This is a genomic window from Pantoea sp. F_5, from assembly GCF_008631595.1.
Taxonomy (GTDB): domain Bacteria; phylum Pseudomonadota; class Gammaproteobacteria; order Enterobacterales; family Enterobacteriaceae; genus Pantoea; species Pantoea gossypiicola.
This window is the reverse complement of sequence record NZ_VWUO01000005.1, coordinates 165453-190314: the sequence shown is the minus strand read 5'-3', so window position 1 is coordinate 190314 and position 24862 is coordinate 165453. Positions and strand designations below refer to the sequence as shown.

The window sequence follows — 24862 nt, the reverse complement described above, 5'->3', positions numbered from 1 at the left end:
CGCGCGGGGTATTACTGCTCCGCGCGCTTAAAGACCAGCTCGCTCTCACTGCTGCTGGCTGCATCAAAACCATAACCATCCAGATCAAACGCCTTAAGCTGCTCCGGCTTTGTCAGGCGCTGCTGAATCACATAGCGACTCATCAGGCCGCGCGCCTTTTTGGCGTAGAAGCTGATGACTTTGTAGCTGCCATTTTTCTCGTCGAGGAAGACCGGCTTAATCATTTGTGCCTTCAGCTTCTTCGGCTTAACGGCTCTGAAATATTCGTCCGAGGCGAGGTTAATCAGAACCTCATCACCCTGTTCCGCCAGCGCGGTATTCAGTGTTTCAGTGATAACATCACCCCAGAAGGTGTAGAGATCTTTGCCCGCCGGATTGGCCAGGCGAATGCCCATCTCCAGTCGGTAAGGCTGCATGAGATCGAGCGGACGCAGCACGCCATACAGACCTGACAGCATACGCAGATGCTGCTGAGCAAAATTGAAATCCTCATCACTGAAGGTTTCAGCCTGCAGACCTGTGTAGACATCACCTTTGAACGCCAGAATGGCCTGACGGGCATTCTGCGGAGAAAAATCGGGGTGCCAGCTGTTAAATCGTTCGGCATTGAGGTGCGCCAGTTTGTCGCTGATGCCCATTAATGAGGCGATGCTGGCGGGTGACAGCTCGCGCGCAATCTCAATTAGCTGTTGTGATTTTTCTAACAGCGCAGGCTGGGTGAAACGCGTGGTCGCCAGCGGGCTTTCATAATCGAGCGTCTTGGCAGGAGAGATCACCATCAACATTGTTGCTTCCTCGGTTAATGCCTGGTTTAACAGGGCATTGGCTGCTTATCAGGCTCTGCAGTGTACCAAAAAAGCCGGAAAGAATGACGAATCACACCTATTTGTTCGCGCTATCGTAAACGGCATTCCCTGACCTTGCGCGACCGTTGGCGCGTGATATTATCGCAACAGCCTTTTTTCACACTGATAGTTAACTAAGAGAAAAGAACATGACGGACAAACTTACCTCCCTGCGTCAGCTCACCACCGTCGTCGCTGACACCGGTGATATCGCAGCCATGAAGCTGTATCAGCCGCAGGACGCTACCACCAACCCTTCTCTGATTCTTAACGCCGCACAAATTCCTGAATACCGTAAACTGATCGATGAAGCGATTGGCTGGGCGCGTGAGCAGAGCAGCAACAAAGAAGAGCAACTGCAGCTGGTTTCTGACAAGCTGGCCGTAAACATTGGTCTGGAAATCCTGAAGCTGATCCCAGGCCGTATCTCGACTGAAGTCGATGCGCGTCTCTCTTACGACACCGAAGGCAGCATCGCAAAAGCCCGCAGCCTGATCAAACTCTACAATGATGCCGGTATCAGCAATGATCGCATCCTGATCAAACTGGCCTCTACCTGGCAGGGCATCCGTGCTGCAGAGCAGCTGGAAAAAGAGGGTATCAACTGTAACCTGACGCTGCTGTTCTCCTTTGCTCAGGCGCGTGCCTGTGCCGAAGCCGGCGTATTCCTGATCTCTCCGTTTGTGGGGCGTATCCTCGACTGGTACAAAGCCAACACCGATAAGAAAGAGTATGCCGCGCACGAAGATCCAGGCGTGGTTTCAGTCTCTGAGATCTACAACTACTACAAGCAGCACGGTTATGAAACCGTGGTGATGGGCGCGAGCTTCCGTAACGTCGGCGAAATCATCGAGCTGGCCGGCTGTGACCGTCTGACTATTTCGCCTGCGCTGCTGAAAGAGCTGGCAGAGAGCGAAGGCACCCTGGAGCGTAAACTGAGCTACAGCGGCGAAGTGAAAGCGCGTCCGGCCCGCATGACCGAGTCTGAGTTCCTGTGGCAGCACAACCAGGATCCCATGGCAGTGGCGAAGCTGGCAGAAGGTATCCGCAACTTTGCCGTTGATCAGGGCAAACTTGAGAAGATGCTGGCAGAACTGCTGTAATCTGCTGACCGTGGCGGCGCGGGCTGCCACGGTTTTCTCTTTTCCGACCCTTTCACTTTATATTATCCTTTCTGCTATTCCTCTTTTACTCCACCGCACCGCGGTAAATCACAGCGAAGCTCATCATGAATACATTACGCATTGGCCTGATTTCGGTCTCCGATCGCGCCGCGAACGGCATCTATCAGGATCAGGGGATTCCCGCGCTGGAGAGCTGGCTTGGTAGCGCAATCAGCAGCCCGTTTGAGATTGAATCCCGGCTGGTACCGGACGAGCAGCCGATGATTGAGCACGCAATTTGCGAACTGGTCGATGAACGTTTTTGCCATCTGGTGTTAACCACCGGCGGCACCGGTCCGGCCCGACGCGATGTCACGCCCGACGCCACCTTAGCGGTTGCCGATCGGGAAATGCCTGGCTTTGGCGAGCAGATGCGTCAGATCAGCCTGCAGTTCGTGCCGACCGCAATTCTGTCGCGTCAGGTCGGGGTGATCCGCAAACAGTCGCTGATCCTCAATCTGCCCGGCCAGCCAAAGTCGATCAAAGAGACGCTGGAAGGGCTGAAGGATGAGCTGGGCAACGTAAAAGTGCACGGTATCTTTGCTTCTGTACCTTATTGTTTACAGCTGCTGGAAGGGCCTTACGTTGAGACGCATCCCGATGTCGTAGCAGCTTTTCGGCCTAAAAGCGCGATACGTGAGATAAATAACTAAATATTCCCCATTTCAGGCATAAGCTATAGTCCTGCTGGTGTGGCAAATGATTGACGATATAGTAAGGGTATCTTTACAGCCTCACTTTTTTGCCTCTGGACTATTATGAATCCGACTCATACGCAGCGTCTGACTGGTAAGGATTACAAAACCCTGGCGCTGGCCGCGCTGGGCGGCGCGCTGGAATTTTACGACTTCATCATCTTTGTCTTCTTCGCCACCGTGATTGGCGAACTCTTTTTCCCCTCAGATATCCCGGAATGGCTGCGTCAGTTGCAGACGTTTGCCATTTTTGCCGCAGGCTATCTGGCTCGTCCACTGGGCGGCATCATAATGGCGCATTTTGGCGACAAGCTCGGGCGCAAAAAGATGTTCAGCCTGAGTATTCTGCTGATGGCGCTGCCAACTCTCATGATGGGCGCTTTACCTACCTGGCAGACGATTGGCATTGCTGCGCCACTGCTGATGCTGCTGATGCGGATGCTGCAGGGCGCGGCGATTGGCGGTGAAGTGCCAGGAGCGTGGGTGTTTGTTGCTGAGCACGTGCCCTATAAACGTATCGGCATCGCCTGCGGCACGCTGACGGCCGGGCTGACCATCGGCATTTTACTGGGGTCGCTGGTGGCGACGCTGGTCAATACCTCGATGTCGCAGCAGGCAATACATGACGGCGGCTGGCGTATTCCGTTCTTCCTCGGTGGCGTGTTTGGTCTGCTCGCAATGTACCTGCGGCGCTGGCTGCATGAGACGCCGGTGTTTGTTGAGATGCAGCAGCGTAAAGCGCTGGCTGAAACCCTGCCGCTGAAGACGGTGCTGGCGGAGCATAAAAAGTCGGTTGTGATCTCCATGCTGCTGACCTGGCTGCTCTCCGCCTGCATCGTGGTCGTGATCCTGATGTCACCGGTCTGGCTGCAGAAGCAGCTGGGCATCGCACCCGCGCTGACCCTGCAGGCCAACAGTATCGCCACCGTGATGCTCTGCATCGGCTGCATTGTTGCCGGACTCGCTGTCGATCGCTTTGGTGCCAGCCGTACGTTATGTGTCGGCAGCCTGCTGCTGGCACTCTGTAGCTGGCAGTTCTATCACCTGACTGCCCTCTATCCGCAGCAACTCTTTCTGCTCTATGGTATGGCGGGCCTGAGTGTCGGTATTGTCGGCGTCGTGCCCTTTGTGATGGTGCGGGCCTTCCCGGCAGAGGTGCGTTTTACCGGTCTCTCGTTTTCCTACAACCTTTCCTATGCCATCTTTGGCGGGCTGACCCCGATCTTTGTGTCGCTGCTGATGAATGTCTCCGTGATGGGGCCGTGCTGGTATGTGATGGCGCTGGCACTGGTAGGATTGCTGACCGGGATCTGGCTGCGGCGCGATGTCAGCCACGAGCCAGGCCTGCATCAGGAGATTAAGTCGTTGTAAGGGGATGACGCGGAGCCAGACTCCGCGTCTTTTTCAGACTTAATGCGCCTTTGCGCCAATCGGCAGAAGCGTGCGGCCAAAGGTTTCGTTAAGCACTTCACCCATTGCAAGATAGCAGGCGCTGGCACCACAAAGTATGCCGACCCATCCCGCAGACACCTCCAGCGAAGGCAGGTGCATAAGGTGAGCCACGGCCAGCAGCAAAAACAGCAGAGTGAGTGAGCCAAAGACAAACTGCAGCATCCGCGCACCTTTCAGCGTGCCCACGAACATGAACAGTGTGAAGATGCCCCAGAGTGCCAGCCAGGCACCCAGAAAGCGTTCATCAGGCGCTTTCGCCAGACCCATCTGCGGTAACAGCAAAATCGCCACAAAGCTTAACCAGAACATGCCGTAAGAGGTAAAGGCGGTCAGCCCAAAGGTGTTGTTCTTTTTAAACTCCAGCAGACCGGCCAGCACCTGTGCGATCCCGCCATAAAAAATCCCCATCGCTAAAATTGCCACGTCCATGTCAAACAGACCCGTGTTGTGCAGGTTCAGCAAAATTGTTGTCATGCCAAATCCCATTAAGCCCAGCGGGGCAGGATTAGCCAGCGTTGAATTCGCCATAGTTCCTCGGCAGTAAGATGATTGTTAATGAAATAAAAGGACTTCAGCCTGCTCACAGAAAGGAGCAAGGCGACGCATCATATTCAGCGGGGTAACCGTGTTCTTTGATCCCGGCAGGGCCAGAGGTAGAAAAATTTTTTTTGGTTTAGCCCTTGATGCGCATCGAAGCGGCCCCATTTACTTGTCATCGAGCGTTGTGAACGTTGGAAAAAAAGCATGTGCTGGCAGGTTGAATGCAAACAACCCGCCCACATAAAAGGTTCACAACCCAAATTGGCAACGAATTTAAGTGGGAGATGTTTAGATGGGTAAGATTATTGGTATTGACCTGGGTACAACCAACTCTTGTGTTGCGATCATGGATGGCACTAAAGCACGCGTGCTGGAAAATGCCGAGGGCGATCGCACCACGCCTTCAATTATTGCGTATACACAGGATGGCGAAATTCTGGTCGGTCAACCGGCTAAACGTCAGGCAGTGACCAACCCGCAGAATACCCTGTTCGCAATTAAGCGTCTGATCGGTCGTCGCTTCCAGGACGAAGAAGTGCAGCGTGATATTAAAATCATGCCGTACAAAATCACCGGCGCTGACAATGGCGACGCATGGCTGGAAGTGAAAGGCCAGAGAATGGCACCACCGCAGATCTCTGCTGAAGTGCTGAAAAAAATGAAAAAGACCGCCGAAGATTACCTCGGTGAGCCAGTGACCGAAGCGGTTATTACCGTACCGGCCTACTTCAACGATGCGCAGCGTCAGGCGACCAAAGATGCCGGCCGTATCGCGGGTCTGGAAGTCAAACGTATCATTAACGAACCGACTGCTGCAGCACTGGCATACGGTCTGGACAAAGGCCAGGGCAACCGCACCATCGCGGTTTATGACCTGGGTGGCGGTACCTTCGATATCTCAATCATTGAGATCGACGAAGTTGACGGCGAAAAGACCTTTGAAGTTCTGGCAACCAACGGTGACACCCACCTGGGTGGTGAAGACTTCGACAGCCGCCTGATTAACTATCTGGTTGCTGAATTCAAGAAAGACCAGGGCATCGATCTGCACAATGATCCACTGGCGATGCAGCGTCTGAAAGAAGCGGCAGAGAAAGCGAAAATCGAACTTTCTTCTGCACAGCAGACCGACGTTAACCTGCCATACATTACGGCAGATGCGACCGGTCCTAAGCACCTGAACATCAAAGTGACCCGCTCTAAACTGGAGTCACTGGTTGAAGATCTGGTTGCACGCTCAATCGCGCCTCTGAAAGTTGCGCTGCAGGATGCGGGCCTGTCTGTATCAGACATCAACGACGTTATCCTGGTCGGTGGTCAGACTCGTATGCCACTGGTTCAGGCAAAAGTAACTGAATTCTTCGGCAAAGAGCCACGTAAAGACGTGAACCCGGACGAAGCTGTTGCCGTTGGTGCTGCGGTTCAGGGTGGTGTACTGGGTGGCGACGTGAAAGACGTGCTGCTGCTGGACGTAACCCCACTGTCACTGGGTATCGAAACCATGGGTGGCGTGATGACGTCGCTGATCAGCAAGAACACCACCATCCCAACCAAGCACAGCCAGGTCTTCTCGACGGCTGAAGATAACCAGTCAGCGGTGACCATTCATGTGCTGCAGGGTGAGCGTAAACGCGCCAATGACAACAAGTCACTGGGTCAGTTCAACCTCGACGGTATCCAGAATGCGCCACGCGGTATGCCACAGATCGAAGTCACCTTCGACATCGATGCGGATGGTATCCTGCATGTATCGGCGAAAGACAAGAACAGCGGTAAAGAGCAGAAGATCACCATCAAAGCCTCTTCAGGCCTGAGCGATGAAGAGATCCAGAAAATGGTGCGTGATGCAGAAGCGAACGCTGAATCGGACCGCAAGTTCGAAGAGCTGGTACAGACGCGCAACCAGGGTGACCAGATTGCCCACAGCACGCGTAAGCAGCTGGACGAAGCAGGCGACAAACTGTCAGCTGATGACAAAGCGCCAATCGAAGCCGCTCTGACCGCGCTGGAAACTGCGCTGAAAGGCGAAGACAAAGCGGAAATCGACGCCAAAATGCAGGCGCTGATGGAAGTGTCTGGCAAACTGATGGAAGCAGCACAGCAGTCTCAGGCGGGTGCAGCGGATGCCGGTGACGCGTCAGCGAAGAAAGATGACGACGTTGTCGATGCTGAATTCGAAGAAGTGAAAGACAACAAGAAATAATTGCCCCTGACCGGGCGCGACGGTTGGCCTGACAGCCGTTGAAACCAGCACGGGCGTAGGAGATCTCTCCACGCCCGTGCGATCATGTTAAGGGCTAAAAAAACATGGCGAAGAGTGATTACTACGAGATTTTAGGCGTCGCCAAATCCGCGGACGAGCGTGAAATCAAAAAGGCTTATAAACGCCTGGCAATGAAATTTCACCCGGACCGCAATCCCGGTGACAAAGAAGCCGAAGCTAAATTCAAAGAGGTCAAGGAAGCCTACGAAATCCTGACCGATGCGCAGAAGCGTGCGGCCTACGATCAGTATGGTCATGCAGCCTTTGAACAGGGTGGCATGGGTGGCGGTGGATTCGGCGGCGGCGGCTTTGGCGGCGGCGGTGCAGACTTCAGCGATATCTTTGGCGACGTATTCGGTGACATCTTTGGTGGTGGACGCCGTCAGCGCGCCTCACGTGGCGCCGATTTACGCTACAACATGGAGCTGTCGCTGGAAGAAGCGGTACGCGGCGTGACCAAAGAGATCCGCATTCCAACCCTGGAAGAGTGTGATGTCTGCCACGGCAGCGGCGCGAAAGCGGGAACGCAGCCACAAACCTGTTCAACCTGTCATGGAGCAGGCCAGGTGCAGATGCGCCAGGGCTTCTTCACCGTACAGCAGGCCTGTCCGACCTGTCATGGTCGCGGCTCGGTGATTAAAGACCCGTGCAATGCCTGTCATGGTCATGGCCGCGTTGAGAAGTCGAAGACGCTGTCAGTGAAAATCCCGGCTGGGGTGGACACCGGTGACCGTATTCGTCTGAGTGGTGAAGGTGAAGCCGGTGAGCAGGGCGCACCAGCCGGCGATCTCTACGTCCAGGTATCGGTGAAGAAACACCCGATCTTCGAGCGTGAAGAGAACAATCTCTACTGCGAAGTGCCAATCAACTTTGCGATGGCGGCGCTGGGCGGCGAGATTGAAGTGCCGACACTGGATGGTCGCGTGAAGCTGAAAGTGCCGTCAGAAACCCAGACCGGCAAGCTGTTCCGCATGCGCGGACGTGGCGTCAAATCAGTACGTGGCGGCGCAGTCGGCGACCTGTTATGTCGTGTCGTGGTGGAGACACCGGTCAGCCTGAATGAGAAACAGAAGGCGCTGTTGCGTGAACTCGAAGAGAGTTTTGGCGGCCCAAGCGGTGAGCACAACAGCCCGCGCTCCAAGAGCTTCTTCGACGGTGTGAAAAAATTCTTTGATGATCTCACCCGCTAAAGGGTAAGGGATAAACGGAGCCTCAGGCTCCGTTTTTTTTGCCGTTTATAAGCCGTTACGCATACAGACTGTATAGCAGGCGGGAGTGCCTGTCTCCAGCAACGGCTCGGTAAAAGCGAAGTAAAGGCCTGGTATAAGCTGCTTTTAACGATCTATGTGAGTCGTTACACTTATTCACTTTCTATCGCCGATCAGGAAGATAAACGTTGAATAAGCCTCGTAAACTCAGAAACCTCTTCAAGAGCTTCATTGAAAGTGACGCCAGTAACGGCATGATACTCATTCTGGCGGCAGTGGCGGCCATGATTCTCGCCAATACAGCTGAGACCGCCGGTGGCTACCAGGCGTTGCTAAATGAACCTGTTCAGATCCGCTTTGGTGCGCTGGATATCAGCAAAAATCTGCTGTTATGGATAAACGATGCGCTGATGGCGCTGTTTTTCCTGCTGATAGGACTGGAAGTAAAGCGTGAGCTGATGGTCGGCGAACTGGCAAGCCGCGAAAAAGCGATCTTTCCTGTCATCGCAGCATTAGGTGGCATGGCGCTGCCTGCCCTTATCTTCCTGGCTTTCAACCATGGTGATGAGATTGCCCGCAATGGCTGGGCCATTCCCACGGCAACGGATATCGCTTTTGCACTGGGCGTACTGGCCCTGCTCGGCAGCCGTGTTCCTGCTGCGCTGAAAGTTTTTCTGATGGCACTGGCGATTATCGATGACCTGGGGGCGATTGTGATTATCGCCCTGTTCTATACCAGCGGTCTGTCGGTGCTCTCTCTGGGCGTGGCGGCAGCGGCGATTTTGGTGCTGGCCCTGCTGAATTACTTTAACGTCCGTAAAATCTCCATCTATATTCTGGTTGGCATTGTGCTCTGGACCGCCGTGCTTAAGTCGGGCGTCCATGCAACGCTGGCCGGTGTTATCGTGGGCTTCTTTGTGCCGCTGGAAAAGCGAGAGGGGCATTCGCCATCGGAGCATCTGGCACACGGCCTGATGCCATGGGTGAACTGGCTGATTCTGCCACTGTTTGCCTTCGCCAATGCTGGTATTTCGCTCGCGGGTATTACGCTGAGCAATATCCTTTCGCCTGAACCGTCAGGCATCATCTTTGGCCTGTTAATCGGTAAACCATTGGGCATAACCCTGTTCTGCTGGCTGGCAGTCAGGTTAAAGCTGGCGGTATTACCTGCTGGCACCACTATCCGCGATATCATGGCGATCGGCGTACTGTGTGGTATCGGCTTCACGATGTCGATATTCATCAGTTCACTGGCCTTTGACGCAGCCCATGAGCAGCTGGTGACGTTTTCTAAACTGGGAATTCTGACCGGTTCTCTGCTATCCGCCGTGATTGGATACACCCTGTTGCGGATCAAATTGCGGTAATGGAGAGGAGGCGAAAGCCTCCTTCTTTTCAATGAGTCACATTAATTACAATCATCTTTACTATTTCTGGCACGCCTGTCGCGCGGGCTCGATAGCGGGTGCAGCTGAAGCGCTCTCACTGACGCCTCAGACCATTACCGGGCAGATTAAGGTGCTGGAAGAGCGCCTGCAGGGTAAGCTGTTCCGGCGTCAGGGAAGAGGTCTGGTGCCGACTGAACTGGGGCAGTTGGTGTTCCGCTACGCTGACCGCATGTTTATGCTGGGTCAGGAGATGCTGGATATCGTTAACTACCGCAAAGAGTCTCATCTGCTGCTGGATGTGGGGGTGGCAGATGCCCTCTCAAAGCAACGGGTCAGCAAGGTGCTGGAGACGGCGGTGGCGGCAGAGGAGAAAATCCATCTGCGCTGTTTTGAATCGACCCACGAAATGCTGCTGGAGCAACTCAGTCAGCATAAGCTGGATATGATTATTTCTGACTGCTCCATCGATCCCACCCAGCAGGAAGGGCTGTTTTCGGTAAAGCTGGGGGAGTGCCCGATCAGTTTCTGGTCCGCTCAGCCGATTACCGATTACTCTTTTCCGGGCTGTCTGGAGACATACCCACTCCTCATTCCGGGTCGCCGCTCAATGCTGGGGCGTAGAATCCTTAACTGGATCACGACTCAGGGGCTGCAGGTGGAGATTCTGGGTGAGTTTGATGATGCGGCGCTGATGCACGCATTTGGTGCGCGTCAGAAGGCAATTTTTGTAGCAGCAGCGCTGGACGGTTGTCAGCAGGAGGGGATTTATGAAGTTGCTCGGCTTGATGCCGTTTCAGAGGAGTATCACATACTCTTCTCCGAGCGGATGATTCAGCATCCGGCGGTGCAGCGTCTCTGTCAGGCTGACTTCAGCGCACTCTTCCCTCACCAGAGTACAGACGAAAAAAAACCGGCGTAAGCCGGCTTTTTCAACAAAGCGATGAACAACGGGCGATTAAGCCAGTTTGTTGATCTGTGCAGTCAGGTTTGATTTATAACGTGCAGCTTTGTTTTTGTGGATCAGACCTTTAGCGGCCTGACGATCCACGAGTGGTTGCATTTCATTGAATGCGTTCTGCGCAGCAGCTTTGTCGCCTGAAGCGATCGCCGCGTATACTTTCTTAACGAAGGTACGCATCATTGAGCGGCGGCTAGCGTTGTGCTTGCGGCGTTTCTCAGATGTTACGGCGCGTTTCTTAGCTGATTTGATATTAGCCAAGGTCCAACTCCCAAATGTGTTCTATAGAGACAAATCAAAGGCCGAGGACTATGCCCTTCTAACCTGATTTTGTCAATGGATTTGTGCAAATAAGCGTCGCTCTGTGAGCAGCACTCGGTTACGTATTTGATGGCGCAAGATTCTACCAGCTTCCCCTCACTGAATACAGTATTTCGCGACAAAATTCTTAACAGACGCATCTGCAACAGGAAATGCAGCGCCTGAAGCATGAAAGGCGTGCTGACGGGTTAACCTGAGTCGCTTTCAAGGGTATAATCCGCCGATTTCCACCGGTTTGGGCCAGCCATGAAGTTTATCCGCGGTATTCATAATCTTAACGAGCAGCATCGCGGCTGCGTTCTGACCATTGGTAATTTCGATGGCGTACACCGCGGGCATCAGGCGCTGATGTCCCGGCTGTGTGAAGAGGGACGTAAGCGTCATCTGCCGGTCGTGGTCATGGTGTTTGAGCCACAGCCGCTGGAGCTGTTTGCCGGTGATAAAGCCCCGGCACGCCTGACGCGCCTGCGTGAAAAATTGCGCTACATGGCGGAAGCCGGCGTCGATAAAGTGCTGTGTGTGCGGTTTGACCGTCGCTTTGCAGCGCTGTCCGCCCAGCGTTTTATCAGTGACCTGCTGGTCGACAAGCTGGACGTAAAGTACCTCGCAGTCGGCGATGATTTCCGCTTCGGCGCTGGTCGCCAGGGGGATTTCCTGTTATTACAGAAAGCAGGTGCGGAGTATGGTTTTGAGGTCGTGAGCACCGAAACCTTCTGTGACGGCGGGAAGCGAATCAGCAGCACAGCCGTGCGTCAGGCGCTGGCCGCAGATGATTTAGCGCTGGCGCAGTCGCTGTTAGGTCATCCTTTCACCATTTCCGGCCGCGTCGTGCACGGTGATGCACTGGGACGCACGCTGGGTTTCCCCACTGCGAACCTTCCTTTACGCCGCAGCGTCTCACCGGTGAAAGGGGTCTATGCGGTGGAGGTGCAGGGGCTGACGCCTGAGCCACTGCCGGGTGTCGCCAATATCGGTACCCGTCCGACCGTAAAAGGTTTACGCCAGCAGCTTGAAGTTCACCTGCTCGACATCAATATGGATCTCTATGGTCGTCACATTGATGTGGTGCTGAAACAGAAAATACGAAACGAGCAGCGCTTTGCCTCACTGGAGGCGTTGAAAGAACAAATTGCGAACGATGTGGTAACGGCCCGGCAGTTCTTTGGGCTGCTTTAACCTGAGCGAAAAACGGAATCGAGAATCTGATGAGTGACTATAAATCTACCCTGAATTTGCCGGAAACGGGATTCCCGATGCGTGGCGATCTGGCCAAACGCGAACCGGGAATGTTGCAACGCTGGTATGCCGACAACCTGTACGGCATCATCCGCGAAGCCAAAAAAGGGAAAAAAACCTTTATCCTGCATGATGGCCCTCCGTATGCGAACGGCAGCATTCATATTGGTCACTCTGTTAACAAGATTCTGAAAGACATTATCGTGAAGTCGAAAGGCATGGCGGGTTATGACTCGCCGTATGTGCCGGGCTGGGACTGTCACGGTCTGCCAATTGAACACAAAGTTGAGCAGATGATCGGCAAGCCAGGCGAGAAAGTCACCGCCGCAGAATTCCGTGCCGCGTGCCGCAAGTACGCAGCTGAACAGGTTGAAGGCCAGAAGGCAGACTTTATCCGTCTGGGCGTGCTGGGCGACTGGGATCGTCCTTACCTGACTATGGATTTTGGCACCGAAGCCAATATCATCCGTGCGCTGGGTAAAATCATCGGCAACGGCCACTTGCATAAAGGCGCGAAGCCGGTGCACTGGTGTCTGGATTGCCGCTCAGCCTTAGCAGAAGCGGAAGTCGAGTATTACGACAAAACCTCTCCGTCAATTGATGTGATGTTCAACGCCATCGATGCCGACGCGGTGCGTCAGGCATTTGGTGTATCACAGGTCAATGGCCCAATCTCACTGGTGATCTGGACAACGACGCCGTGGACATTACCGGCTAACCGCGCCATCTCTCTGCATCCTGAATTTGAGTACCAGTTGATCCAGATCGAGGGCCGTGCCCTGATCCTGGCGAAAGAGCTGGTTGAGAGCGTCATGAAACGCGCCGGTGTCAGCGAATGGCAGGTACTGGGCGAATGCAAAGGCGCTGCGCTGGAGCTGCAGAAATTCCAGCATCCGTTCCTGGCGCTGAAGTCGCTGGTGGTGCTGGGCGATCACGTAACGCTTGACGCGGGTACCGGTGCAGTTCACACCGCACCAGGCCACGGTCCGGATGACTACGTCATCGGTCAGAAATATGGCATCGAAACGGCAAATCCGGTCGGACCGGATGGCACCTATCTGCCAGGCACGTATCCGACGCTGGATGGGATTAACGTCTTTAAAGCCAACGACATGATCGTTGAGCTGCTGAAAGAGAAAGGCGCGCTGCTGCATGTTGAGAAACTGCTGCACAGCTACCCGCACTGCTGGCGTCACAAAACGCCGATCATCTTCCGTGCCACGCCACAGTGGTTCATCAGCATGGATCAGAAAGGCCTGCGTGCGCAGTCGCTGAAAGAGATCAAAGGCGTGCAATGGATCCCAGACTGGGGCCAGGCGCGTATCGAATCCATGGTGGCGAACCGTCCCGACTGGTGTATCTCACGTCAGCGTACCTGGGGCGTGCCGATGGCGCTGTTCGTTCACAAAGAGAGCGAAGAGCTGCACCCGGACACGCTGGCGCTGATGGAGAAAGTGGCGCAGCGCGTTGAGCAGGAAGGCATACAGGCCTGGTGGGATCTTGATCCGCGCGAACTGATGGGCGACGACGCCGATCATTACGTTAAAGTGCCGGATACGCTGGATGTCTGGTTTGACTCCGGTTCTACCAGCTATTCCGTGGTGGATGCGCGTCCTGAATTTGGCGGACATGCACCAGACCTCTATCTGGAAGGCTCCGATCAGCATCGCGGCTGGTTTATGTCCTCGCTGATGATCTCTACGGCGATGAAAGGCAAAGCGCCATATCGTCAGGTACTGACGCACGGTTTCACCGTGGATGGTCAGGGCCGCAAGATGTCGAAGTCGATCGGCAACACCGTTGCGCCGCAGGATGTAATGAACAAGCTGGGCGCTGATATTCTGCGTCTGTGGGTGGCCTCAACCGACTACTCGGGCGAAATGGCGGTTTCCGATGAGATCCTCAAGCGCTCTGCCGATGCCTACCGTCGTATCCGTAACACCGCGCGTTTCCTGCTGGCTAACCTCAGCGGCTTCAACCCGGCCACCGATCTGGTGAAACCGGAAGAGATGGTCGTAGTGGATCGCTGGGCAGTGGGTCGCGCACAGGCTGCACAGGCCGATATCGTCGCCTCCTATGAGAACTACGATTTCCATGAAGTGATCCAGCGTCTGATGCAGTTCTGCTCGATTGAGATGGGCAGCTTCTATCTCGACATCATCAAGGATCGTCAGTACACCGCGAAAGGCGATGGCCTTGCACGTCGCAGCTGCCAGACCGCACTGTGGCATATCGTCGAAGCGCTGGTGCGCTGGATGGCACCAATCATGTCCTTTACGGCGGATGAGATTTGGGGCTATCTGCCAGGCGAACGTGCGCAGTATGTCTTCACCGAAGAGTGGTATCAGGGTCTGTTTGGCCTGGCGGAAGATGAAGCGCTGAATGACGCCTATTGGGCTGAGCTGCTGAAAGTGCGTGGCGAAGTGAACAAGGTGATCGAGCAGGCGCGTGCGGATAAACGTATCGGTGGTGCACTGGAAGCGACGGTGACGCTCTATGCCGATCCGGAGCTGGCCGCAAAACTCCAGGCGTTGGGCAATGAACTGCGCTTTGTGCTGCTGACCTCTGGCGCACAGGTGGCGGATTACGACCTGGCGAACGACGAAGCGCAGCAGAGTGAACTACTGAAAGGTCTGAAAATCGCGCTGCACAAGGCGGAAGGCGAGAAATGTCAGCGCTGCTGGCATTACACTACTGACGTCGGACAGAATCCTGAGCATGCTGAGGTCTGTGGTCGTTGTTACAGTAACGTAGCCGGTGACGGCGAACAGCGTGAATTTGCCTGATGCGTAAACCTATTTTATCAACCGGATTGCGCTGGCTGTGGCTGGTGCTGGTGGTGATTGTTGTCGACTTCGCCAGCAAGCAGTGGGTGATGAACAACATGATGCTGCATGAAACCCAGCCACTGATGCCCTACCTGAATCTGTTCTACGCGCACAACTACGGCGCGGCGTTCAGTTTCCTGGCTGACAAAGGTGGCTGGCAGCGCTGGTTCTTTGCGGGCATCGCATTGGCTATCGTGATCTCACTGGTCGTGATGATGTACCGTAATCATGCCAGCCAGAAGATCGCGAACATTGCCTATGCCCTGATTATCGGCGGCGCGGTAGGCAATCTGTTTGACCGCTCATACCATGGCTTTGTGGTCGATTTTATCGATTTTTATGTCGGTAACTGGCACTTCGCTACATTTAATATCGCTGACTGCGGCATCTGTATTGGTGCGGCATTGGTGGTGCTGGAGGGCTTTTTCAGCCCGAACGGCAAACAGGCTAAACAGAAAGGGTAAGTGATGACTGAGTCCGTACAGCGCGAAAGCGCGGTGTTGGTGCATTTTACGCTGAAGCTGGAAGATGGCTCGACGGCGGAATCGACCCGTGCAAACGGCAAGCCCGCGCTGTTCCGTCTCGGTGATGGCAGCCTCTCTGCAGCACTTGAGCAGGCACTGCTGGGGCTGAAAGCGGGTGAAACCAAACAGTTCACTCTGGCACCGGAAGATGCCTTTGGTGGCGTCAGTCCTGACCTGATTCAGTATTTCTCGCGTCGGGACTTTATCGACGCAGGTGAACCGGAAGTGGGTGCCATCATGCTGTTCAGTGGCATGGGCGGCAGTGAAATGCCAGGCGTGATCCGTGAAGTCTCCGGTGATTCTATCACCGTGGATTTCAACCACCCGCTGGCAGGTCGTCGTATTCAGTTTGATGTAGAGGTGCTGGAAATCGATCCGGCACTGGAGGCGAACGATGCAAATCCTGTTAGCTAATCCGCGCGGTTTCTGCGCTGGCGTTGATCGCGCCATCAGTATTGTTGAGCGCGCGCTGGAGATGTATGGCGCGCCCATCTACGTCCGCCACGAAGTGGTGCATAACCGCTACGTGGTGAACAGCCTGCGTGAGCGCGGTGCTATCTTCATTGAAGAGATCAGTGAAGTGCCGGATGACGCGATTCTGATCTTCTCTGCGCATGGTGTTTCACAGGCGGTGCGTGCCGAAGCCAAAGCGCGCAATCTGACCATGCTGTTCGACGCTACCTGTCCGCTGGTGACCAAAGTGCATATGGAAGTGGCGCGTGCCAGCCGTAAGGGCGTGGAAGCAATACTGATTGGTCATGCGGGGCATCCGGAAGTCGAGGGCACCATGGGGCAGTACAACAACCCCAATGGTGGCATGTATCTGGTGGAGTCCCCGGAAGATGTCTTCAGACTGACCGTCAAAGACGAAAACAATCTGAGCTTCATGACGCAGACCACGCTGTCGGTGGATGACACCTCTGACATCATTGATGCCCTGCGTCAGCGTTTCCCGGCAATCATCGGGCCGCGTAAAGATGATATCTGCTACGCCACCACTAACCGTCAGGAAGCCGTTCGCACTCTGGCGAAAGATGCAGAAGTGGTGCTGGTGGTGGGGTCGAAGAACTCCTCGAACTCTAACCGTCTGGCCGAGCTGGCACAGCGTGCCGGTAAACTTGCGAAGCTGATCGACTCTGCGGATGATATTCAGGAAGAGTGGGTAAAAGGCGTGGCCTGCATCGGCGTTACCGCGGGTGCCTCAGCCCCCGATATTCTGGTGCAGCAGGTGATCCAGCGGCTGCGTGAGCTGGGTGGCGAAGCGGCGATTGAGCTGATTGGTCGTGAAGAAAATATCGTCTTCGAAGTGCCTAAAGAGCTGCGTGTCGAAGTACGCAACGTGCATTAACTCATAGATATAACTGATAAAAAGGCCGACTCTGTTCGGCCTTTTTTGTTTTTCTGGTCTGACTAAAACGCCAATGTTTGTGGTGGTGATTGCTTTTACTGATAATCACAGGCGGCTGGCATAAAATTCTTATTATCACTGATTAATAGTGGCGTGACTGTTAACTCGTCGTTAACCTGATGACGCTTTGGATGCATAGTTTTGTTTTAGGAATGAATAAATATGAACACTATCCGGATTGCTATTGTGGGCGCGCCGGGCCGAATGGGCCGTAATCTGATTAAGGCGACGCAGCAGGCAGAGGGCGTAGAACTGGGTGCAGCTCTGGCACGCCCGGGTTCATCGCTGACCGGCAGCGACGCGGGTGAATTAGCGGGCATCGGCAAGAACGGCATTCTCATCGCTGACGATTTACGCACGGTGATAAACGACTTTGATGTGCTAATCGACTTCACCCGCCCGGAGGGCACGCTGGAGTATATGGCCATCTGCCGTGAGCAGGGTAAAGCGATGGTCATTGGCACGACCGGTTTTGATGAGGCAGGCAAGGCGGCCATTCGCACGGCGGCAGAAGATATCGCTATCGTATTCGCCGCGAACTTCAGTGTGGGGGTTAACCTGGTGCTGAAGCTGCTGGAGAAGGCCGCAAAAGTGATGGGCGAGTACGCGGACATTGAGATCGTTGAAGCACACCACCGCCATAAAGTAGATGCGCCGTCTGGCACCGCGCTGGCGATGGGGGAGGCAATAGCCGACGCGATGCAGTGGAAACTGGATGAGCATGCAGTCTATACGCGTGAAGGCCATACGGGTGAACGTCAGCCACAGACTATCGGTTTTGCGACGGTGCGCGCAGGTGACATCGTCGGTGAACATACAGCGATGTTTGCAGATATTGGCGAGCGGGTAGAGATTACCCACAAGGCTTCAAGCCGTATGACCTTTGCAAATGGCGCAGTTAAATCAGCTTTATGGCTGAAGGATAAGAAATCAGGTCTTTATGACATGCGTGATGTGCTGAATTTGTCGATGTTGTAAGTGTTGTGAGCCATCGTGATGTGGTTATTTCAATCGTTAATTGATTGATTGAAAAGGGGCAATGTTATCATTGCCCTTAATTTTATCTTAAAAATAGTGTTCTGATGTAAAATACCTATCTGATGCTTATTTGTATTGGTTTTTTGGTTTTGTCAGCCCGGCTAAACGCCATTTTTGACCATTTGGTCAAAAATAAAGGCCCTGCTGCGCTGGTTTCGTTTTTAGGCTGCATGGCAAACGATTATTCCGCCAGGTTTTATCCTCTTTTTACCGCTTATGCCTGATTTTTCCCTCATAAGGCAGATAATCATTAAAAAATCCCGCAACAGGGTAGACAATGACCAGGGCGATCATTAGAATGCGCGCAATTTGCCAAAAATCGACAATTCAGGCGGTTTTTGCATTGATTCAGGCGGCTATTTTGAATTAATATGCAGATATATTGACTGTTTATTCCCTGGAGGATGTTTTGATCAAGTCAGCAATCCTGGTTCTGGAAGACGGAACCCAATTCCACGGTCGGGCCATCGGGGCAACAGGATCGGCAGTGGGAGAAGTCGTTTTCAACACTTCAATGACCGGTTATCAAGAAATCCTCACTGATCCTTCCTATTCCCGCCAAATCGTCACTCTCACTTATCCCCATATCGGTAATGTCGGTGCCAATGCCGCCGACGAAGAATCCAGCCAGATTCATGCGCAGGGCCTGGTTATTCGTGACCTGCCACTGATTGCCAGCAACTTCCGTAGCGAAGAAGGCTTATCTGCTTACCTGCAGCGCAACAACATCGTGGCGATTGCCGATATTGATACCCGCAAGCTGACGCGCTTGCTGCGTGAGAAGGGGGCGCAGAATGGCTGCATTATTGCCGGCGACAATCCGGATGCTGCGCTGGCGCTGCAAAAAGCCCAGGCGTTCCCGGGACTGAAAGGAATGGACCTGGCGAAAGAGGTCTGCACCACGGAGACTTACAGCTGGCAGCAGGGCAGCTGGACGCTGGACGCAGGTCTGCCAGAGCAGGCTGCTGCGGAGTCGCTGCCTTACCATGTAGTGGCTTACGACTACGGTGCTAAGCGCAATATCCTGCGCATGCTGGTCGATCGCGGCTGCCGTCTGACCGTGGTTCCGGCACAGACACCTGCCGAAGAGGTCCTGAAACTGAATCCGGATGGCATTTTCCTCTCCAACGGTCCGGGTGACCCGGAACCGTGCGACTACGCTATCAGCGCCATTCAGGCCTTCCTGAAAACCGAGATCCCGGTGTTCGGTATCTGCCTGGGCCACCAGTTGCTGGCGCTGGCCAGCGGTGCTAAGACCGTGAAGATGAAACTCGGCCACCACGGCGGCAACCATCCGGTGAAAGATCTCGAAAACAATCGCGTCATGATCACCGCACAGAACCACGGTTTTGCGGTTGATGAGAACAATCTGCCCGCGAATCTGCGTGTGACCCACATTTCGCTGTTCGATAAAACCGTGCAGGGCATTCATCGCACTGACAAGCCTGCATTCAGCTTCCAGGGGCATCCGGAAGCCAGTCCGGGACCGGGTGATGCTGCGCCGCTGTTTGACCACTTTATTGAATTGATTGACGCATTCCGTCTGCAAGCGAAGTAATCAGGAGCTAATTCATGCCAAAACGTACAGACCTAAAATCCATCCTGATTCTTGGTGCCGGTCCGATTGTGATCGGCCAGGCCTGCGAATTTGACTATTCCGGTGCGCAGGCGTGTAAGGCGCTGCGTGAAGAGGGCTACCGCGTTATTCTGGTGAACTCTAACCCGGCGACGATTATGACCGACCCCGAAATGGCCGATGCAACCTACATTGAGCCGATTCACTGGGAAGTGGTGCGCAAAATCATCGAAAAAGAGCGCCCGGACGCGGTTCTGCCCACAATGGGCGGTCAGACGGCGCTAAACTGCGCGCTGGAGCTGGAGCGTCATGGCGTGCTGGAAGAGTTTGGCGTCACCATGATTGGCGCGACCGCTGATGCCATCGACAAAGCGGAAGATCGCCGTCGTTTCGACGTGGCAATGAAAAGCATCGGTCTGGATACCGCCCGCTCCGGTATTGCGCACACCATGGAAGAAGCGCTGGCCGTGGCAGAAGATGTTGGCTTCCCGTGCATCATCCGTCCCTCCTTTACCATGGGCGGCACGGGTGGCGGCATCGCCTATAACCGCGAAGAGTTTGAAGAGATTTGCGAACGCGGTCTCGATCTCTCACCAACCAATGAGCTGCTGATTGATGAGTCGCTGATTGGCTGGAAAGAGTATGAAATGGAAGTCGTGCGCGATAAGAACGACAACTGCATCATCGTCTGCTCCATTGAAAACTTCGACGCGATGGGGATCCACACGGGTGACTCCATCACGGTCGCACCTGCCCAGACGCTGACCGACAAAGAGTATCAGATCATGCGTAACGCCTCGCTGGCGGTACTGCGTGAAATCGGTGTTGAAACCGGCGGCTCCAACGTGCAGTTCTCCGTTAACCCGAAAGATGGTCGCCTGATTGTCATTGAGATGAACCCACGCGTGTCGCGCTCCTCGGCGCTGGCGTCAAAAGCGACTGGCTTCCCGATTGCGAAAGTGGCGGCCAAACTGGCGGTCGGCTACACGCTCGACGAGCTGATGAACGATATCACTGGTGGTTTAACACCGGCCTCGTTTGAGCCGTCAATCGACTACGTTGTCACCAAGATCCCACGTTTCAACTTTGAGAAATTTGCCGGTGCCAACGATCGCCTGACTACGCAGATGAAGTCGGTGGGTGAAGTGATGGCAATTGGCCGCACATTCCAGGAATCCATGCAGAAAGCGCTGCGCGGCCTGGAAGTGGGCGCTAACGGTTTTGACCCGAAAGTGCACCTCGACGATCCGGAAGCGTTAACCCGCATCCGCCGCGAGCTGAAAGATGCCGGTTCAGACCGCATCTGGTACATCGCGGACGCTTTCCGCGCTGGCATGTCGGTTGATGGTGTGTTCAACCTGACCAACATTGACCGCTGGTTCCTGGTGCAGATTGAAGAGCTGGTACGGCTGGAAGATCAGGTGGCAAGCGAAGGGGTGAATAGCCTGGATGCCACGTTCCTGCGTACCCTGAAGCGCAAAGGCTTTGCCGATGCGCGACTGGCGACGCTGGCAGGTGTGGCTGAGAGCGAAATCCGCAAGCTGCGTCAGCAGTTTAACCTGCACCCGGTTTATAAGCGTGTCGATACCTGTGCTGCCGAGTTCGCGACGGATACCGCTTACATGTACTCCACCTATGAGGAGGAGTGCGAAGCCAACCCGAGTCCGGATCGCGAAAAAATCATGATTCTGGGTGGTGGACCAAACCGTATCGGTCAGGGTATCGAATTCGACTACTGCTGTGTTCATGCCGCTCTGGCGCTGCGTGAAGATGGTTACCAGACCATTATGGTGAACTGTAACCCGGAAACGGTCTCGACCGATTACGACACCTCTGACCGCCTCTACTTTGAGCCGGTCACGCTGGAAGACGTGCTGGAGATTGTCCGCATTGAGCAGCCAAAAGGCGTCATCGTACAGTATGGCGGTCAGACCCCGCTGAAACTGGCGCGTGCGCTGGAAGCCGCAGGCGTACCGGTTATCGGCACCAGCCCGGATTCCATTGACCGTGCCGAAGACCGTGAGCGTTTCCAGCAGGCGGTTGATCGCCTGAAACTGAAGCAACCGGCTAACGCCACGGTCGCGACGCTGGAGCAGGCAGTCGAGAAAGCCGCTGGCCTGGGTTATCCGCTGGTGGTGCGTCCTTCTTATGTACTGGGTGGCCGTGCCATGGAGATCGTTTACGACGAGATCGACCTAAGACGCTACTTCCAGACGGCAGTCTCCGTTTCCAACGATGCGCCGGTACTGCTTGATCGCTTCCTGGATGATGCGGTTGAAGTCGATGTGGATGCGATTTGCGACGGTGAGCGGGTGCTGATTGGCGGCATTATGGAACATATCGAGCAGGCTGGTGTTCACTCCGGTGACTCCGCCTGTTCACTGCCGGCCTACACGCTGAATCAGGAGATTCAGAACGTGATGCGCCAGCAGGTTGAGAAACTGGCGTTTGAGCTGAACGTTCGTGGCCTGATGAACGTCCAGTTCGCGGTGAAAGACAACGAAGTCTATCTGATCGAAGTGAACCCACGTGCGGCGCGTACCGTTCCGTTCGTCTCTAAAGCGACTGGTGTACCGCTGGCGAAAGTGGCTGCACGCGTGATGGCAGGTAAAACACTGGCAGAGCAGGGCGTGACGGAAGAGGTGATCCCGCCTTACTACTCAGTTAAAGAAGTGGTGCTGCCATTCAACAAGTTCCAGGGCGTTGACCCGATTCTGGGCCCGGAAATGCGCTCTACCGGTGAAGTCATGGGCGTGGGCCGCACGTTCGCTGAGGCATTCTCCAAAGCGATGCTGGGTGCACAGAGCAACATGAAGAAGTCGGGCCGTGCGCTGCTGTCGGTGCGTGAAGGCGACAAGAAACGTATCGTCGACCTGGCCGCGAAGCTGCAGAAGTTTGGTTTTGAACTGGATGCAACTCACGGCACGGCAGTGGTGCTGGGCGAAGCGGGCATCAATCCGCGCCTGGTTAACAAGGTACATGAAGGTCGTCCACACATTCAGGACCGCCTGAAGAATGGCGAGTATAGCTACATCGTCAATACTACGGCAGGTCGTCAGGCGATTGAAGATTCGAAGCTGATTCGCCGCAGCGCACTGCAGTATAAAGTGCACTACGATACCACGCTGAACGGTGGCTTCGCGACTGCGATGGCGCTGAATGCTGACCCGACGGAACAGGTTATCTCCGTTCAGGAGATGCATGCCCAGATAAAGGCGATGTAAGGTAATGTTGTGTGAAAAACGGCTCCTCCGGGAGCCGTTTTTTTTGCCACTTCTCTGGCGATAATCCGAAAGTCAGGTCCAGTGATAGGCTGGAGTTTGCGTTAAAGTGACTGATTTGGCTTAATTTTTTAGCTTTAGGTGCGAATGACGCCGATTCGCACAAATTTATAAGATAAACACTTCCTGTACGGATTTTTCGCCAGTACTATGCCTGCCGCTCATCACTGGAGCGTATCAGGACATAAATAAAAAATGAAAATGCGTACTTTTTCTCTGAGTGCAGTGGCTGCACTGATGGTTACTCTTCCTTTCGCCAGCCAGGCGGAAATTACCCTGTTAAAACAGGATCCGCAGGCAGGCGATCCACTTAGCCGCCTTACCCTGAATGTTGGCGGCAGCATCCGTGCTCAGGTCAATCATCAGACCGGCGTGGATGACAAATCTTACAAGCGCGACGGTTTTGATGGTGGCACCCGTTTCCGTTTTGGCGCTGACTACTACCTGTTTGATGACGTGAGCTGGACCAGCTATTACGAGCTGGGCGTGAATATTCCGGCGGTCTTCAGCTGGGATCGTCACTATGCCGATGGTGCCAATAACACTACGCGTCGCCAGCTTTACACCGGTCTGAAAAGCAAGACCTGGGGCCAGCTGACCTTCGGTCAGCAGAACAGCGTTTACTATGACACCGTAGGCGCGAAAACCGATATCTGGGATTACGATATGGTCGGCCAGGCCCCGGGCAACGGTATTAATGGCGACTACGACGGATCTTACCGTTCACGTAAGCAGCTGAAGTACAAAAACAGCTTCGGCGACGCGGATATCTACGCTTCTTATCTGTTCGAAGATAACGAGTATCTGCCAGGCAATGGCCTGCGCTATAAGCGTAAAGGCGGCGGCTCACTGGGCGTGGATTACCACATCACTGAGGATTTGAGCTGGGGCACGGCGTGGAACTACACCCGCGCGGCGATGCGTAATCCGAACAACGGCGACAGCCGCGATTACGACCAGAACATCTACGGTACCGCACTGAGCTGGACACCAGGCAACTGGACGCTGTCAGCCGGTGGTGGCTGGTATCAGAACTTCATGACCACCAAACGCAAAGATGTGCATGATTACTTTGCTGGCGATGCATGGGGCATTGAATATTTCGCCGGTTACAAGATCCCGGTGGCGCAGTACGGTCTGAAAGCCGTCCAGCCTTATGTCATGGGTGACCGCATTGAGTATGCGACTGGCCGTGATTACCAGCGCATCGACAACGGTCTGGGTGTGACGCTGTTCCTCGACTACGGTTTCCGTGTTGATTACGAACATGTCTTTACCTCCAGCACCGATAACCTGGGTGATATGAATCTGGTGCGTCTGCGCTACGACTTCTGATAACTCTGACGGCTCCTTCGGGAGCCGTTTTCTTTTACGCACGCTTTTTGTGCCAGCCTGAGGCAAATCGCTGGCGTGCTGCGGCAAACTGACGCGATTACGCGGTGAAAAACGCTGCACAGGCCGCGAAAAACGGTGTCATGAAAAGCTTTACGCAAATAGACCTTCCCTCCTATCGACGAAAGTTTCACCTTTACGTATCATGGCGCCAATTTTTTTCAGTGAGTGGTTAACATGATTAGTCTTATCGCGGCATTAGCAGCAGATCGCATTATTGGAATGGAGAACGCCATGCCGTGGGACCTGCCTGCAGATCTGGCGTGGTTCAAGCGCAATACGCTGAAGAAACCGGTGATTATGGGGCGACTGACCTTTGAATCCATTGGCCGTCCGTTACCTGGCCGACTGAACATCGTTGTCAGCAGTAAGCCAGGCACCACAGAAGGCGTGACCTGGGTTACGTCGCTGGATGAGGCGTTACAGGCAGCCGGTGATGCAGAAGAGATCATGGTGATTGGCGGTGGACGTGTCTATGAGCAGATGCTTAAGCGTGCCGATCGTCTCTATCTGACGCACATTGATGCGGAAGTAGAAGGTGATACGCAGTTCCCGGATTACGAGCCGGACGAATGGCAGTCCACGTTCAGCGAGTTCCACGACGCAGATGAGCAGAACTCTCACAGCTACTGTTTTGAGATCCTCGACCGTCGCCGTTAATCCTCTTCCCGCCTGGCTGTAACCTGGCTGTCATCTCTATTTATTAGCATTGCTTCTTTTCTGGGATCGTCATAAAGGAAGCAATC

20 protein-coding genes are annotated in these 24862 nt (G+C 54.4%); 17 read left to right on the top strand and 3 right to left on the bottom strand.

All coding sequences use genetic code 11. The features are described from left to right. Positions 1 to 11: 11 nt before the first annotated feature. The gene (yaaA, locus tag F3I44_RS09110; RefSeq protein WP_150010903.1) at positions 12 to 785 is read right to left on the bottom strand and encodes a peroxide stress protein YaaA; all 774 of its coding nucleotides are present in this window, start codon (positions 783 to 785) and stop codon (positions 12 to 14) included. A 209-nt stretch (positions 786 to 994) separates the two neighbouring features. Here yaaA and tal point away from each other — a divergent pair, with 209 nt between their 5' ends. The 3 genes from tal to F3I44_RS09095 all read left to right on the top strand — a co-directional run bounded on the left by tal (position 995) and on the right by F3I44_RS09095 (position 4074). After that, complete coding sequence (gene tal, locus F3I44_RS09105; protein WP_013356716.1) at positions 995 to 1948, top strand: transaldolase; 954 nt, start codon at positions 995 to 997, stop codon at positions 1946 to 1948. A gap of 125 nt (positions 1949 to 2073) precedes the next feature. Then, positions 2074 to 2661, top strand: a complete 588-nt coding sequence (gene mog, locus F3I44_RS09100; protein WP_150010901.1) for a molybdopterin adenylyltransferase — start codon at positions 2074 to 2076, stop codon at positions 2659 to 2661. 105 nt (positions 2662 to 2766) lie between these two features. After that, positions 2767 to 4074: an MFS transporter gene (locus F3I44_RS09095; RefSeq protein WP_150010899.1), complete on the top strand. Its 1308-nt coding sequence runs from the start codon at positions 2767 to 2769 to the stop codon at positions 4072 to 4074. A 39-nt stretch (positions 4075 to 4113) separates the two neighbouring features. Here the strand turns inward: F3I44_RS09095 and satP are convergent, their stop codons facing one another. Continuing rightward, positions 4114 to 4683, bottom strand: coding sequence for an acetate uptake transporter (satP, locus tag F3I44_RS09090; RefSeq protein WP_150010897.1), 570 nt, complete (start codon positions 4681 to 4683; stop codon positions 4114 to 4116). Between the two features lie 304 nt (positions 4684 to 4987). Here satP and dnaK point away from each other — a divergent pair, with 304 nt between their 5' ends. From dnaK to nhaR, 4 genes are all read left to right on the top strand, one after another. Further along, positions 4988 to 6898, top strand: a complete 1911-nt coding sequence (dnaK, locus tag F3I44_RS09085; protein ID WP_150010895.1) for a molecular chaperone DnaK — start codon at positions 4988 to 4990, stop codon at positions 6896 to 6898. A gap of 104 nt (positions 6899 to 7002) precedes the next feature. After that, positions 7003 to 8148 carry a molecular chaperone DnaJ gene (dnaJ, locus tag F3I44_RS09080; protein ID WP_135910149.1) on the top strand — a complete coding sequence of 382 codons (1146 nt, stop codon included), beginning with the start codon at positions 7003 to 7005 and terminating at the stop codon, positions 8146 to 8148. Between the two features lie 206 nt (positions 8149 to 8354). Then, positions 8355 to 9533, top strand: a complete 1179-nt coding sequence (gene nhaA / locus F3I44_RS09075; protein WP_150010893.1) for a Na+/H+ antiporter NhaA — start codon at positions 8355 to 8357, stop codon at positions 9531 to 9533. A gap of 31 nt (positions 9534 to 9564) precedes the next feature. Continuing rightward, entirely contained in the window at positions 9565 to 10473 is a 909-nt protein-coding gene (gene nhaR, locus F3I44_RS09070) for a transcriptional activator NhaR (protein WP_150010891.1), read from the top strand. 36 nt (positions 10474 to 10509) lie between these two features. Here nhaR and rpsT read toward each other — a convergent pair whose 3' ends face one another. Then, a complete protein-coding gene (gene rpsT, locus F3I44_RS09065) occupies positions 10510 to 10773 on the bottom strand; it encodes a 30S ribosomal protein S20 (RefSeq protein WP_008925553.1) in 264 nt (87 codons plus the stop codon). A gap of 306 nt (positions 10774 to 11079) precedes the next feature. Here rpsT and ribF point away from each other — a divergent pair, with 306 nt between their 5' ends. The 10 genes from ribF (at position 11080) to folA (ending at position 24776) form a co-directional block, all read left to right on the top strand. Further along, entirely contained in the window at positions 11080 to 12009 is a 930-nt protein-coding gene (gene ribF / locus F3I44_RS09060) for a bifunctional riboflavin kinase/FAD synthetase (RefSeq protein ID WP_150010889.1), read from the top strand. A gap of 29 nt (positions 12010 to 12038) precedes the next feature. After that, positions 12039 to 14855, top strand: a complete 2817-nt coding sequence (ileS, locus tag F3I44_RS09055) for an isoleucine--tRNA ligase (RefSeq protein WP_150019380.1) — start codon at positions 12039 to 12041, stop codon at positions 14853 to 14855. Continuing rightward, the gene (gene lspA, locus F3I44_RS09050; RefSeq protein WP_150010885.1) at positions 14855 to 15361 is read left to right on the top strand and encodes a signal peptidase II; all 507 of its coding nucleotides are present in this window, start codon (positions 14855 to 14857) and stop codon (positions 15359 to 15361) included. Before ileS ends, lspA begins: the two co-directional genes overlap by 1 nt. Before the next feature lie 3 nt (positions 15362 to 15364). Continuing rightward, complete coding sequence (gene fkpB, locus F3I44_RS09045; protein WP_150010883.1) at positions 15365 to 15835, top strand: FKBP-type peptidyl-prolyl cis-trans isomerase; 471 nt, start codon at positions 15365 to 15367, stop codon at positions 15833 to 15835. Then, positions 15816 to 16769, top strand: coding sequence for a 4-hydroxy-3-methylbut-2-enyl diphosphate reductase (gene ispH / locus F3I44_RS09040; protein ID WP_150010881.1), 954 nt, complete (start codon positions 15816 to 15818; stop codon positions 16767 to 16769). Before fkpB ends, ispH begins: the two co-directional genes overlap by 20 nt. 222 nt (positions 16770 to 16991) lie before the next feature. Beyond that, positions 16992 to 17807, top strand: coding sequence for a 4-hydroxy-tetrahydrodipicolinate reductase (gene dapB / locus F3I44_RS09035; protein ID WP_150010879.1), 816 nt, complete (start codon positions 16992 to 16994; stop codon positions 17805 to 17807). Positions 17808 to 18276: 469 nt separating this feature from the next. After that, complete coding sequence (gene carA, locus F3I44_RS09030) at positions 18277 to 19425, top strand: glutamine-hydrolyzing carbamoyl-phosphate synthase small subunit (RefSeq protein WP_033731511.1); 1149 nt, start codon at positions 18277 to 18279, stop codon at positions 19423 to 19425. Positions 19426 to 19439: 14 nt separating this feature from the next. Continuing rightward, the gene (gene carB / locus F3I44_RS09025; RefSeq protein WP_013356733.1) at positions 19440 to 22667 is read left to right on the top strand and encodes a carbamoyl-phosphate synthase large subunit; all 3228 of its coding nucleotides are present in this window, start codon (positions 19440 to 19442) and stop codon (positions 22665 to 22667) included. Between the two features lie 252 nt (positions 22668 to 22919). Then, on the top strand, positions 22920 to 24059 hold the full coding sequence (locus F3I44_RS09020; protein ID WP_150010877.1) for a porin: 1140 nt from the start codon (positions 22920 to 22922) through the stop codon (positions 24057 to 24059). A gap of 234 nt (positions 24060 to 24293) precedes the next feature. Then, positions 24294 to 24776 carry a type 3 dihydrofolate reductase gene (folA, locus tag F3I44_RS09015; RefSeq protein WP_013356735.1) on the top strand — a complete coding sequence of 161 codons (483 nt, stop codon included), beginning with the start codon at positions 24294 to 24296 and terminating at the stop codon, positions 24774 to 24776. Positions 24777 to 24862: the final 86 nt, after the last annotated feature.

Coding starts and splice junctions, on each gene's coding strand:
- yaaA (WP_150010903.1), bottom strand. CDS start 785: ATGTTGATGGTGATCTCTCCTGCCAAGACGCTCGATTATGAAAGCCCG.
- tal (WP_013356716.1), top strand. CDS start 995: ATGACGGACAAACTTACCTCCCTGCGTCAGCTCACCACCGTCGTCGCT.
- mog (WP_150010901.1), top strand. CDS start 2,074: ATGAATACATTACGCATTGGCCTGATTTCGGTCTCCGATCGCGCCGCG.
- F3I44_RS09095 (WP_150010899.1), top strand. CDS start 2,767: ATGAATCCGACTCATACGCAGCGTCTGACTGGTAAGGATTACAAAACC.
- satP (WP_150010897.1), bottom strand. CDS start 4,683: ATGGCGAATTCAACGCTGGCTAATCCTGCCCCGCTGGGCTTAATGGGA.
- dnaK (WP_150010895.1), top strand. CDS start 4,988: ATGGGTAAGATTATTGGTATTGACCTGGGTACAACCAACTCTTGTGTT.
- dnaJ (WP_135910149.1), top strand. CDS start 7,003: ATGGCGAAGAGTGATTACTACGAGATTTTAGGCGTCGCCAAATCCGCG.
- nhaR (WP_150010891.1), top strand. CDS start 9,565: ATGAGTCACATTAATTACAATCATCTTTACTATTTCTGGCACGCCTGT.
- ribF (WP_150010889.1), top strand. CDS start 11,080: ATGAAGTTTATCCGCGGTATTCATAATCTTAACGAGCAGCATCGCGGC.
- ileS (WP_150019380.1), top strand. CDS start 12,039: ATGAGTGACTATAAATCTACCCTGAATTTGCCGGAAACGGGATTCCCG.
- lspA (WP_150010885.1), top strand. CDS start 14,855: ATGCGTAAACCTATTTTATCAACCGGATTGCGCTGGCTGTGGCTGGTG.
- fkpB (WP_150010883.1), top strand. CDS start 15,365: ATGACTGAGTCCGTACAGCGCGAAAGCGCGGTGTTGGTGCATTTTACG.
- ispH (WP_150010881.1), top strand. CDS start 15,816: ATGCAAATCCTGTTAGCTAATCCGCGCGGTTTCTGCGCTGGCGTTGAT.
- dapB (WP_150010879.1), top strand. CDS start 16,992: ATGAACACTATCCGGATTGCTATTGTGGGCGCGCCGGGCCGAATGGGC.
- carB (WP_013356733.1), top strand. CDS start 19,440: ATGCCAAAACGTACAGACCTAAAATCCATCCTGATTCTTGGTGCCGGT.
- F3I44_RS09020 (WP_150010877.1), top strand. CDS start 22,920: ATGAAAATGCGTACTTTTTCTCTGAGTGCAGTGGCTGCACTGATGGTT.
- folA (WP_013356735.1), top strand. CDS start 24,294: ATGATTAGTCTTATCGCGGCATTAGCAGCAGATCGCATTATTGGAATG.